Consider the following 12,233-nt stretch of genomic DNA (forward strand, 5'->3'; position numbering starts at 1 on the left):
ATCATCATGAGCGTCTTTTTCCTTATGAGGAATAAATGATTTTATAATTTTCCAAAAAGAGGGCGCAGATAGAATTATAAGCAAGATGACAATACCCCATGGAATAGAAACTTGTGATGTAAAAAACTTCAATATATCATCAAATATCGACAGGAGCCACTTTATCAATGTTAGTACGCCACGCCATAAAGCGAATACTATCGCCAAAAGAATGCCGCCAATAACTGTAATAATTATTCCATTGCGAATTGGGTGTTTTTCTTCAGACATAGATTTTCTCAAAACCAATAGGATCGTTCCAGCCTTCGGCGTTGAGTCGCTGGTAGAATTCGTGGACGGTGGGTTTGTCCTGCGAAGAATGACAGAGGAATACGCGGAGTTTTCTGTCAACGGACTTCATAACGGACTCACGGATGAAAACGGATTTTGGCGAGGTTTGGTCATTGGGGATGTCCCCATTTCCTTGTGATGCTCAAATTATACGGCAGAATTGAGGGCGGAGGCTACTTTTTATCGCCTTCACATTCACACCCAATTCGATAAATTCTTATGTCGTCTTTATCATAAACTATTTCAATGGTTATGTACGGCTGTATATCCTGATCTTCGATAATGTCATGCGTGACGATATACCTAATATGATATGTATCCCAAAGTTTGCCATAATCCCGATTTTCGATCGTTTCTACCAAGGCCCTGTCCTTTTTATGTACGCTGGCGGGAAGCCGCGAGACGTAACCGAGCACAAGCGGTTTGTTATGAATTGTTTGATAATACAGGCTGAGAGACTTGTCACTCGCCACCAAGTCAACTACTCCACCGTCATTCGGAAGTTCCGCCAGCGATTGCACATATCCCGGAACTTCCACCCTGGTCGTGTCTAGGGGTTTTGGCAGGGTCTCAAAAATGAGCACGCCCAATAATACAAATATGAGAACCGTTTTCAGAGGAACCCGCCGTAATAACTCACTCATCCCTATGGCACTCAGCACAGAAGCGGAGAATATGACCATTACCACCATCCTGACGGGCACTCCTGCCAGGCTTAATACGGGCAATCCCTGGACTAGAAGTCCATAGGGCATGAATTTATCCCAGACGACCTGCCCTGCAATATGTAAAACTGGTCCCAGGGCCAGCAAGAAGAAGAATCCCATTATGATGGACCATAAATAGACCTGCTGTTCCATAATAAGTTCAAGCGTCTTTCTTTTTATCCAGGCATAGATTATGAGAATATAGACTGAGAGTGCCAGATGGACACTGCTCTCTACTATAAGCCCCGGCAGCCTGGACCAATAGAATTGGGTCCATTGATGAAACAGCCAGTGCCCTCCGGGGATAATAAGGGCCAGAAGGTCTAACGAAAAAATGTCAGCTTCGTGAGAACCCAATAATGGGTCTCTATAATTGATCAGCAGCAGCGAACCGACGATCGGTCCCGTGAGAAATAGTGCAGCGATAACGAAAGTTATCAGAGGAGAAAGATATTCCCTGCTTACGATAAAGCTTATATTTTTGTTTCTAAACGCATACCAGATAACAATGATGATCGCCGTCAAAACACAATAGAAAAAATAATAATAGTCGCAGAGGATGACCATCCAAAGGGCAACTGCTGCGCCGATCGCACTAAATGCATCTGGCTTGGTGATCAAGATGTACCATGCCAGGACAAACAAAGGTATCCACTCCAATGATATAAGCTGCAGATGCGGTCCAGCATGGCCGAAGTGATAACTCGAAAACGTGAAGATAAAGCCTGCCATGATGCTTGCCCAAAACGACCTGGTCAGATAGTAGGATAACCAGTACATGGTGATTCCACCCATAACAAAGCCAAAAATCACAATCGTGTTATACGTAGCTATGGGCGACAAGAACCTGAAAAGAAATACCGCCAGGAAGCCATTGAATGGATTGAGGGTTTGCCCATACAACGTTGTCCCGAAAGGCCAATGTAGCATGTTTGTCTGCCAAATTGAGGGATGTAAATCTGGATGGAGAACAGCAGAGTTAACCCACCAAAGATTCCACACGTTCTGTAAACCATCACCAGCATCAGCAAAATAGTGAGTGAGAAATTTTGTTATTAGCGGATATGTAAGCAGGGAAAACACGAGAAAATAAAACAAAAAAGGCAGTACAACATGTTTTATGGCATTTATTACATTGGGGTGTTTCCAAAATGATTTTTCCACCGTAATGTCATCCTTGTCATTCAGAATTATTTATTCAGCCTTGTGAAAGTTGTTCTACGCTACCTGATATCATACAGAAACCAGGACGCGCGTCGTGATTATGAGGAAGACGCGCAATTTTCTCTCAGTTGGATTCTATCTGGTTAATGAGATTTGTCTACGGGTCAGGTCCTCAAAGCGAATAATGAGAGGTGCACCCGCGCTCATCCACCTACGGGCATTTCAATACGAAATCCAAAATAGCCGTTTCTCCCGCATCGACCGTAACATCCACACTTGAAAAAAGTATGTCATACCACATCTCTCCCTGAAGCGAGGTGGCGTAGTGACGCCATGCCAGATCCGTACTATAAATATATTCAGGGGCATCACACAGCCTGTCACTTATTGGCAGATTAAAGTAAAGCCCAAATCCATAATCCCCGGGTTCGATATTAAGGAATGCAAAATGGCCGTTCTGACCAATTTTCGTTGTATATCTTGGCTTGTTGCCCGAATGCCCATTAATTTCCAGGTTCACCTTGGTAATGGGCACCTTCGCGGATGTTGAGGAGTCCAACCACGAAATATTGCCCTCGATGCTCCCCATTGTAGGGTCAGGGGTTACAGGCACTGGAACAGTGCCGCCAACTTCAAAGGTGTTTAGGGGAAATATTGGTTCTCGTGTGGGAGCCAGCTTCACCGGTCCAGAACACGAAGCCAATCCAATGAAAATAAGTAGAAAAAATCTTACGTGCTTCATTTTGATCGCCTTTAATTTCTAAATAGTCTCAAGTGATAGTTAGATTATACGGCAAATGATTTCAACAGAGTCGTGTAAAATCAGCCTATCGTCAAGTTAATTTATTGGATTTTATAAGCAAGGTATGTCAATGACAACAAATACAACGCAACATGGGTACTTATTACTGGCAGATATTTCAGGGTATACCTCCTTTGTTGCCGCCACCGAGTTAGAGCATTCCCAGGATATTCTAAGTGAACTGCTTGAAGTGATCGTGGGAAAATTTAAAACATTACTGACGATCCATAAACTTGAAGGGGATGCAGTTTTTGCATACGTGCCGCAAGAGAAAATTGTTCGCGGTGAGGCCGTATTAGAATTGATAGAAGCAGTATATATGGCATTTCGCGCCAGAAGGGACGCTGTCCATCACCGCACTACCTGCACCTGCAATGCCTGCCGCAACATCCCAAACCTTGACCTGAAATTCATCACGCATCACGGAGATTATTTTGTGCAAGATGTTATGGGGACAAAAGAACTCGTCGGCAGTGACGTAAACCTGGTACATCGCCTGCTCAAAAACCATATCAGTGAAGTTGAAGGCTGGCGTGCCTACGCGCTCTTCACGGCACAGAGTCTTGAGCATCTTAACATCCATCCTGAGGGGCTGTTCGAGCATATCGAATCTTACGAACATTTGGGGGATATCCGAACCCTGACCATGGATTTGAATGCCCGTTACCAGGAAATCATGGAAACTCGTCAAATAGTTATCCCGCCGCAGGAAGCTCATTTTGTTTTTGAGCATGATTACAATGCGCCTCCAGGAGTCGTGTGGGAGTGGTTCAACGAACATCATAAACGCGGCCAGTGGATGACCAGCGAGATCATCCCGATCTTGCGTATCCGCGGACGAAATGGAGCCGGTGCCCGCAATCATTGTGTCCATGGAAAGAATCAAGTGATCGTTGAGGATGTGTTGGATACCAGACCTTACGAATATTTCACCGCGTCGCATACGCCGCAGGGAATGTCTACATCGCTGCTGATGACTTTTTATTTTCAGGAGCGCGGTGAAAATAAGACACATCTCTCCCTGGTATTCAAAGGCTATATTCCCTTTATGCCGAATTGGGTTAATAAACAGTTTTGCAAATTTATTGTGCGTTCCCAGATATTCAAATTATGGAAATTGGAATCCATCAATGATCTGATGGCAAAGTGACCCAGGTTTGCCCAGGGATTGGTAGATGAACAAAATTATCCGCGATACTCAGGCAAAATATTTATAGATATTTCCATACCTCAGTAGGGTGTATTTTCTCAAGCCATCATTTATAAATAAGCTATCTTCAATTTACAAGGAGCCCAAATGACCACTGTGATCGCTGAAATTATTGTCGATGCGCCTTTAAAATTTGCCTATCGCGCCTTTACCAATTCCACTTCCCTGCGCGAATGGCTGTGTGACGTTGCCACCGTCGAGCCGCATCCGCAGGGACGCATGTATCTTTGGTGGCGTGGGGATTTTTATTCCAGTGGACATTATCTCGAATTGGAGGAGAACAAACGAGTCAAATTCCGCTGGTATTCGAACATTGACCCCGCCCCCACCGAGGTGACCGTGACGCTCACAGAAAAAGGCGACAGCGTGGAAGTCTGCCTCGAGCACGAGGTGCCCAGCGACGGGTCATGGAAAGAGGCGGCGGAAGAGTTCCGCAAAAATTGGGTGGAAAGCCTCGAGAATCTAAAATCCGTACTGGAAACAGGGATCGACTTGCGCATCACCACCCGTCCAATGCTTGGGATTCTGCCCGGTGATTTCACCGAGGAACAGGCAATTGCATTGAATGTCCCGGTGCGCGATGGGATGCGAATTGATGGCACGGTGGAGGGCATGGGCGCACAAAGGGCGGGGCTTCAACGCGATGATGTGTTGGTTGGAATGGCGGGGCATCCGATCACGAGGGATTTCAACAGCCTGCCCACCGCAATCACCGGCAAAAAAGGTGGCGATAATATTGAAGTTGTTTTCTATCGCGGGCCTGAAAAGAAAACGATCAACATGGAGTTGAGCAAACGTCCCATGCCTGATGTTCCGTTCAACCCTGCTGAGCTTGCAAAGAGAGTACGCGAATTATTTGACCCTGCCCTGGCCGAAGTAGAAAAATGTTTTGAAGGGTACAGCGATGCGCAAGCCATGGCACGCCCGGAACCAGGCGAGTGGAGCGCACTTGAAATTGTTGCGCATCTTATTCATGGATTACGATTCGATACGACCTTCCTGACCGGCTTGATCGATGGATACGAACCTGTAACTGACGGCTTTGGGACAAACATCCACGCGCAGGTGCAGGCTACCGTAAAAGCACATCCATCGATCAAATTGATGCTCACAGAGCTGCGCTGCGCCGCTGACGAAGTTGTGACTTACACCACGCTGATTCCCGATGATTTCGCGCAGAACAAGGGTAGTTTCTATCGCTTCGGTTTCCTCCTTTTGCAGCCTGATTTTCATCTCGCGGCGCATACGCAGCAAATCAAAGAGGCACTTGCCGCGGCAAGCAGTTAACAACAAAACAGAATCAAAGTTGCCACGGATTTCACAGATTTTCACGGATTAATTAAAAAATCCGTGCCGATTCGTGAAATCCGCGGCAAAATATTTTAAGAAGGTTGTTGTAAGGCCTACAATAAAACATGATTCAGGGTGGTTAATTTCGCATCAAGAGTAGAATCGATGAAACAAAATTACGGCGCGCGTCGTCATCAATACAAAGGAGAGACCATGAATAAAATTTACAAACTTTTCACCTGTCTATTGATCACAACCACTCTGCTTTCTGCGTGTGGAGGTGCAGCGGCGCAAATTGTGGAATCAAGCCGTAGCCGTGAAAATAATCCGTCGATTCAAGAAGACGCGTTTCAGAATCTTGTGGATAGAAACAACGCCTTCGCCTTCGACATTTACAACTCGCTTCGTTCCCAAAACGGAAACTTGATCCTGTCTCCGTATAGCATTTCCCTCGCCCTGGCCATGACATACGCCGGTGCGCGCGGCAATACCGAAGCACAAATGGCGCAAACCCTGCATTTCACTCCACAGGAACAACTACACCCCTCATTCAATGCTCTCGATCTTCAATTGGAAAAAAAGCCCATCAACCTGGATAAAGATCAGGAGCCCATGCAATTGAACATCGCCAATGCCGTCTGGGCCGAACAAACTTTTTCGTTCCTGCCTGAATTTCTAGATACCATCGCAGTCAATTATGGCGCGGGAGTCCATCTTTCAGATTTCATCAACAATTACGAACCCACCCGCAAAGAAATCAACAATTGGGTCAGTCACCAGACAGAAGATAAGATCAACGACCTGCTTCCCGATGGCTCCGTAGGGGCCGATACACGCATGGTCTTGGTCAATGCTATTTATTTCAAAGCAGACTGGCTCGATCAATTCGATGCAAACGATACATATGACATGCCTTTCAATCTATTGGATGGTTCGCAAGTGAACGTACCCATGATGGGGCAGGGAATGAGCATCCCTTATATGAAAGGAGATGGCTACGCAGCCGTTGAGCTACCCTATGCCGGTGATACCGCCGCCATGGATATTATCGTCCCCGATGCGGGCAGGTTTGATGAAATCGAATCTGCTTTAACAAACGAACTGTTCAATCAAATCATTCAGGATATGAGCCAAACTGCCTTGCAGTTAAATCTTCCCAAATTCAAATTCGAGAGTTCATTCATCCTATCCGATACATTGAAGAATATGGGCATGGCTGACGCTTTTGATGGCGACAAGGCTGATTTCTCAGGTATGACGGGCAATAAAGATTTATTTATTGGCGATGTCATCCACAAAGCATTTGTAGCCGTGGATGAAGAAGGTACAGAGGCTGCTGCTGCAACAGCCGTCATTATGGAACTCGCCAGTGCGCAGTTGTCGGAAATATCATTGATCATCGACCGCCCCTTCATCTTCATCATCCGCGATCTGCAAAGCGGACAGATCCTGTTTGTTGGGCGTGTGTTATCGCCTGACTCATAATTCAGCAAACCTTTTGGCAGAGATTGCGAGTATTTATCACAACTCTGGTTTAGTAAATTACGCGATACCGTGTGAATCCGCAATAAAGGCTCGCAACGCGTAAACCTCCTTTGGGTTTTTATCTATAACCAAAGGAGGTTTATATGCCACATCCAGGGTTTCATGGAGTTATTGCGTTAGCCGCCCGTAAAGCTTTTTCAACAAAAAATTGGTTTGCACTGGGCCTCGTCTTCGGGAGCATGATCCCCGATGCGGATGGATATCCACAGGCCTTTGCTATCATGGCGCAGGGCGTGGATCCGCATATTGCAGAAGAAACTTTTCACCGCACATTCACCCACACTTTATTCTTTCCTCTCGCCATCGCGCTCATCTTTCTGCTCATTCATCTATTCAAGCGCGATCAAAACCTGTTGAACTTTGGCCTGGGGATGGCAACAGGTTCGGCCATCCTACACAGCCTGATAGACATCCTTGGCTTTTTCGATGGGGTCGGACTGCTTTGGCCGATCTGGTCCATCAACTTATATAGCAATGTACAACTGACAGACCAACAGGTACAAATGCTGCGTTCGGTCAACTTCCTGGCGTTCACCTTATATTTCTGGTATCTGCTGTCGATTGCCAAGCAGAAAAACTCAAACACTGAGTATGCTCCGCGATTACGAAATTACATGTTTGTGCAGGGAGCATTGTTCGTTATTTTCTTTGCGCTTACGTTTTTCCTCCCGTTCAAGACCTACAACACTATTGACGGCGCTGTATTCCTCTTCCTTGCATTCCCAAATGTGTTATGGGTCACATGGAAAATGAGGGAGACAATTGAAGCCTGAAACATCATCCATCCACAGATTTAGCAGATTACGCAGACAAAACAATAAGCAAATTCTGCACGGTTTGTGGGTAAGATCGGAATTCTTTCCCTTCCATTAGGGGAAAATTCTTCCAAAAAAAGTAGTTTCACGTAACGTTTTCTTTTATCATATAATGAAAGCGTGGTTTTATTTCAAGGAGGAGAAATGAACAATCCATCCGTTTCAAAAAATTCAACAAATGGAATATTAATTTTCATGTTGATCTTATGGATGGCGAGCTTATCCTGTAGAACAACATCTCGCACACTTGCGAGCACTACACCTACACCAATAAGATTGCCCCAAGTTCAAGTATCCTCCAAAGATGGAATGGAAATAATACTTACCCCCAGTGGAGAATTTACAATGGGAAGTGAGGATGGAGAGGACAATGAAAGCCCTGCTCACACTGTTTACCTTGATGATTTTTGGATCGATAAAACGGAGGTCACGAACAAAATGTATTACGATTGCGTGAGAAGCGGAGCTTGCGAGTCACCCCTTGCGGATGGATTTATCGCACCTCCGGATCACTATACGAATCCTGTTAGAGAAAATTACCCTGTCGTCTTTGTTGGTTACGATAATGCTAAAAGTTATTGCCAATGGGTAAACCGTAGATTACCAACCGAAGCCGAGTGGGAAAAGGCAGCAAAGGGAACAGATCATCGTACTTACCCCTGGGGGATTCAATTTCCAAGTCCCGAGTTATTAAATTTCAATCAATTTTATGGAGATCTAATGCCTGTAGGAAGTTTTCCTCTTGGAGCCAGCCCCTATGGAGTATTAGATATGGCTGGAAATGCGTGGGAATGGGTAGCTGATTGGTATGCCGATGATTATTATGAGTATTCGCCCTCAATCAATCCAATTGGGCCGGCTGTGGGTGAGTTTCGAATTACTCGGGGCGGCGGGTATTATCAAGGAAATCGTGAAGTACGTGTTACCACAAGATCTACAGTATCGCCGTGGTATCGCCAAAGCGCTGATTTTGGCTTTCGGTGTGCCATGAATGACATCCTGACAACCACATCTTTCATATTATCGGAAAATCAATAACCGGATTTTAGTGATTCACAACATTCAGCCAGGCCGGCAATTGATCGAATAGTGTTTTCATCACGGCTTTGGTGCGCTCATGGAATAACTCAATATTTCCATAGGCTTCTCCCCCATCATTCCCCACCAAGTCAGTAACGCCACGTAGAATCAACAGGCGTGTATTATTCTTTTTTGCCACCCATGCGATTGCGCCTGATTCCCAATCCGCGGCGACGGCTGCATATTTTTCGATCAGCATGGGGATATCTTCCACCACGATGTCACGGTCGGCAGAGACGAGGAGTCCGCGCGAGGTGGGATGAGGCAAATTGGCAGGCAACCAACTCAGGTCGAGGGTTGAGGCGTAATGCTCAATCGCTGCAGCGCCATCTCCCATCTGCTCGAGGATGTCATAGACTAGAGTCCGCTCAACAAGGATGATAGTCCCTGTTTGGATGCGCCCGGCAAACCCGCCGCAAGTGCCGAGGTTGACGAGCAGGTCTGGTTGGAAGTGATCGATCACATATTGGGCGGTGGCCGCCGCTGAAATTTTTCCCCAACCGCCATGAAAGAGTCTCAGGTGCGAGGTACCAAGATTCAGATCGGCATATTCGCCATATGGAGATTGCTTGGTCTCAAGGTTGGGATATAGTTCCTTGACTACCCGCCATTCCGCATTGGCTGAGACGATAACGACTGTCTTCATTCCAATTTTCCGTCCAGATAATCAAGTATGAGTTGTAAAGCGGCATCGCACGAATATTGTTTATTCTGCTCACGATTGCCATCCCAGGTGAATTGACGCGCCCACTCACCATTTGGAGTCACCAATCCGACCCAGGTAAAGCCAACAGGTTTCTCCGGCGTACCGCCGCCAGGGCCCGCAATTCCACTGACACTGATGGCAATATCGGCATTCAATATCCGTTTTGCGCCCCGCGCCATTTCAAGGACTGTCTCGCGCGAAACAGCACCCTTGGTATTCAATGTATCCCACGAAACACCCAATAATGAGGCTTTGGCTTCATAAGCATAAGCAACAATGCCGCCAATAAAATATTCGGATGAGCCGGGAATATCTGTTATGCGGTCTGAGATCAATCCGCCAGTGCAGGATTCGGCGGTAACCAGTTTTAAACCATTATTCTGAAAATGATTTTGTAATACTTTTTCAGGCAATATCGACATACAATCTCCTTACACCACTTGTCGTATACATTCATAAATTTTTTATTGAACATTATGAGGAATTTCATGGCTCCGTTTAGAAACTATGAAGTGCCATGAAATTTGTCAAATTATACTATCAGGTATAATCTGCCCATGTCAAACTGGAGCGAGAAAAATCTTGGCAAAGTTCAAATCGGCGAGATGATCGCACGCGGCGGCATGGCAGAAGTTTATCTGGGAGAACATACTTCGCTTAACCGCAAAGTGGCTGTAAAGATCATGCGCGATCACGTTGATGATGACCCCGAAACTCGCGCCCGTTTTGAACGCGAAGCGAAGGTGATCGCCAGCTTGCGCCACTCCAACATTATCCAAATTTTCGATTACGAATTAGTGGAAGGACGTCCCTTCCTCATCATGGAATTGGTAACTGGCCCTTCGCTTGGCGGCTACCTTAAAGCCCTGCACAAAAACGACGAAAAGCTTCCGCTGGATGTTGTGGCGCGCATTCTTTCCGCAATCGCTTCGGCAATTGATTATGCCCACAGCCAAAACATCGTCCATCGAGATATCAAACCATCCAATGTATTGTTGCGTTCCATGAGTGGATCAGTAACCCTCAACCACCCTTTACCGGAAGATGTGGAACCGATCCTGACTGACTTTGGGCTGGTGCGCCTGCTGGATTCTTCCATCCAGACCTCAACTGGTACTGTTTCCGGCACGCCCACCTATATGAGCCCCGAACAGGCACGCGGCGAAAAAGTGGATAAGAGAAGTGACATCTATTCTCTGGGTGTCATGCTATACGAGATGTTGGCTGGCACAGTTCCTTTTGACGCAGAGTCTTCCTTCGGTGTGCTAATGAAACACCTGAACGATCCTCCCCCACCCATCGACGGCATCTCCACAGACTTGCAGGCTGTCATTGATCGCACACTTGCCAAAGACCCAGACTTGCGCTATGCCAGCGCAAAAGACCTTGCAGATGAATTCCTATCTGTCTTTAATGGAGAGACCGTTTCCATAGATACCTCCAAGGTGGCTAAATTTGTTCAAAGTTCGGGCGCAACCAACAAACGCAGGACTCCCATTGCCTTGACGATCACTGCCACCCTTACAGTGATTGCGCTGGCCTTCTTCGCATTGCGCCCGTCGCTCCTGAGTTTGGCAGATGATAACCAATCCATTGGCCGCGTCTCTTATACAGACTTCAATGCCATCATGGATAAGGCGACCATAACCTTCTCCGATCTCCCCGCCCTGGAAGATGGCACTCACTACGATGTCTGGTACCTCGCCCAGGGAGGAGAGGTGCGCCGCAATATAGGTTCCATCCAAATGGATAACGCCAATCAGGGTCAACTGGTTTTTATAAACTCCGGGCAGGAAAACATTCTTTCGTTGTTTGATCAGGTCGAAGTTACGACAGAAGCGGATAATGATCCCAGCCCGGACGAGTCATCAGGCAGCATCGTTGCATCCTCCATCTTCCCGCCGCTGGCCCTGGTGCATGTTCGTCATGTGCTTGTTTCATACGGCGATGCTCCTGGTGGCATAGCCCTCATTCAGGGGTTATGGGAGACAGCCGATAAAATTGACTCATCCGTTCTTGAGCTGCAAGGCGCTTTGGACAGCGGTGAGGAAGAACTCTTCCGCCGAAAAAACGAAGAGATCATCAACCAGCTTGTGGGCCGCGGAAACAGTGACTTGTACATGGACTGGAACCAGGACGGCACCGTTGATGACCCGGGCGATGGGTTCGGCTTGCTTGTAAATGGAGAAGACAATGAAGGTGGCCTGGGTTACATTCCGGCAGCCATCAGCCACGCAAGATTCGCCGCAGATTCAGTGGATGCAACTGAAAACATTCAGATGCATAGCGGTCACGTGGTGATATGTATTGAAAATATGCAGGGTTGGTCTGAGCAGTTGCTTGATAAAGCCCTGCAACTACAGAAAATGCCATTTGGCCCGGAAATGACGCCTGTCATTAGTGATATGCAATCGCTCTCACGCCAGATCTTATTTGGTGTGGATACGAATGGAAATGAATTGATCGAACCGATCACCGGCGAAGGCGGAGGCGATACAGCCTACGAACATGCCTACTACATGGCTGAAATGCCCTTGCTAATCGGCGAGCATCGCATCCCGCCGCCTGCTGCAAATGAATAAAT

At 46.7% G+C, this 12,233-nt stretch carries 11 protein-coding genes; 6 read left to right on the plus strand and 5 right to left on the minus strand.

The features are described 5' to 3' along the window. The 3 genes from AC14M5_RS11355 to AC14M5_RS11365 form a co-directional block, all read right to left on the minus strand. Positions 1-270, minus strand: a 270-nt coding sequence (locus AC14M5_RS11355; protein WP_484029784.1) for a hypothetical protein, incomplete at its 3' end; no start/stop codon positions are given. 233 nt (positions 271-503) lie between these two features. Beyond that, complete coding sequence (locus AC14M5_RS11360) at positions 504-2,201, minus strand: hypothetical protein (RefSeq protein WP_484029785.1); 1,698 nt, start codon at positions 2,199-2,201, stop codon at positions 504-506. Between the two features lie 211 nt (positions 2,202-2,412). Continuing rightward, positions 2,413-2,943: a hypothetical protein gene (locus AC14M5_RS11365; RefSeq protein WP_484029786.1), complete on the minus strand. Its 531-nt coding sequence runs from the start codon at positions 2,941-2,943 to the stop codon at positions 2,413-2,415. A 130-nt stretch (positions 2,944-3,073) separates the two neighbouring features. Here AC14M5_RS11365 and AC14M5_RS11370 point away from each other — a divergent pair, with 130 nt between their 5' ends. The 5 genes from AC14M5_RS11370 to AC14M5_RS11390 all read left to right on the plus strand — a co-directional run bounded on the left by AC14M5_RS11370 (position 3,074) and on the right by AC14M5_RS11390 (position 8,901). Beyond that, positions 3,074-4,153: a DUF2652 domain-containing protein gene (locus AC14M5_RS11370; protein ID WP_484029787.1), complete on the plus strand. Its 1,080-nt coding sequence runs from the start codon at positions 3,074-3,076 to the stop codon at positions 4,151-4,153. 147 nt (positions 4,154-4,300) lie between these two features. Beyond that, complete coding sequence (locus AC14M5_RS11375) at positions 4,301-5,500, plus strand: SRPBCC domain-containing protein (protein ID WP_484029788.1); 1,200 nt, start codon at positions 4,301-4,303, stop codon at positions 5,498-5,500. Positions 5,501-5,716: 216 nt separating this feature from the next. Then, entirely contained in the window at positions 5,717-6,988 is a 1,272-nt protein-coding gene (locus AC14M5_RS11380; RefSeq protein ID WP_484029789.1) for a serpin family protein, read from the plus strand. 143 nt (positions 6,989-7,131) lie between these two features. Beyond that, positions 7,132-7,821: a metal-dependent hydrolase gene (locus AC14M5_RS11385; RefSeq protein WP_484029790.1), complete on the plus strand. Its 690-nt coding sequence runs from the start codon at positions 7,132-7,134 to the stop codon at positions 7,819-7,821. A 186-nt stretch (positions 7,822-8,007) separates the two neighbouring features. Beyond that, a complete protein-coding gene (locus AC14M5_RS11390; protein ID WP_484029791.1) occupies positions 8,008-8,901 on the plus strand; it encodes a formylglycine-generating enzyme family protein in 894 nt (297 codons plus the stop codon). Between the two features lie 7 nt (positions 8,902-8,908). Here the strand turns inward: AC14M5_RS11390 and AC14M5_RS11395 are convergent, their stop codons facing one another. Both AC14M5_RS11395 and AC14M5_RS11400 read right to left on the minus strand, forming a co-directional pair. Continuing rightward, the gene (locus AC14M5_RS11395; protein WP_484029792.1) at positions 8,909-9,589 is read right to left on the minus strand and encodes a 5'-methylthioadenosine/S-adenosylhomocysteine nucleosidase family protein; all 681 of its coding nucleotides are present in this window, start codon (positions 9,587-9,589) and stop codon (positions 8,909-8,911) included. Beyond that, the gene (locus AC14M5_RS11400) at positions 9,586-10,071 is read right to left on the minus strand and encodes a CinA family protein (RefSeq protein ID WP_484029793.1); all 486 of its coding nucleotides are present in this window, start codon (positions 10,069-10,071) and stop codon (positions 9,586-9,588) included. The genes AC14M5_RS11395 and AC14M5_RS11400 overlap by 4 nt, the downstream gene beginning before the upstream one ends. Before the next feature lie 135 nt (positions 10,072-10,206). On the opposite strand from AC14M5_RS11400, the gene AC14M5_RS11405 reads away from it, so the two are divergent. Continuing rightward, on the plus strand, positions 10,207-12,231 hold the full coding sequence (locus tag AC14M5_RS11405; RefSeq protein WP_484029794.1) for a serine/threonine protein kinase: 2,025 nt from the start codon (positions 10,207-10,209) through the stop codon (positions 12,229-12,231). Positions 12,232-12,233: the final 2 nt, after the last annotated feature.

This window comes from Candidatus Villigracilis sp., from assembly GCF_057083605.1.

Excerpts from the sequence above, each read along its gene's own strand:
- AC14M5_RS11365 (WP_484029786.1), bottom strand. The coding sequence starts at position 2,943 with ATGAAGCACGTAAGATTTTTTCTACTTATTTTCATTGGATTGGCTTCG.
- AC14M5_RS11370 (WP_484029787.1), top strand. The coding sequence starts at position 3,074 with ATGACAACAAATACAACGCAACATGGGTACTTATTACTGGCAGATATT.
- AC14M5_RS11375 (WP_484029788.1), top strand. The coding sequence starts at position 4,301 with ATGACCACTGTGATCGCTGAAATTATTGTCGATGCGCCTTTAAAATTT.
- AC14M5_RS11380 (WP_484029789.1), top strand. The coding sequence starts at position 5,717 with ATGAATAAAATTTACAAACTTTTCACCTGTCTATTGATCACAACCACT.
- AC14M5_RS11385 (WP_484029790.1), top strand. The coding sequence starts at position 7,132 with ATGCCACATCCAGGGTTTCATGGAGTTATTGCGTTAGCCGCCCGTAAA.
- AC14M5_RS11390 (WP_484029791.1), top strand. The coding sequence starts at position 8,008 with ATGAACAATCCATCCGTTTCAAAAAATTCAACAAATGGAATATTAATT.
- AC14M5_RS11395 (WP_484029792.1), bottom strand. The coding sequence starts at position 9,589 with ATGAAGACAGTCGTTATCGTCTCAGCCAATGCGGAATGGCGGGTAGTC.
- AC14M5_RS11400 (WP_484029793.1), bottom strand. The coding sequence starts at position 10,071 with ATGTCGATATTGCCTGAAAAAGTATTACAAAATCATTTTCAGAATAAT.
- AC14M5_RS11405 (WP_484029794.1), top strand. The coding sequence starts at position 10,207 with ATGTCAAACTGGAGCGAGAAAAATCTTGGCAAAGTTCAAATCGGCGAG.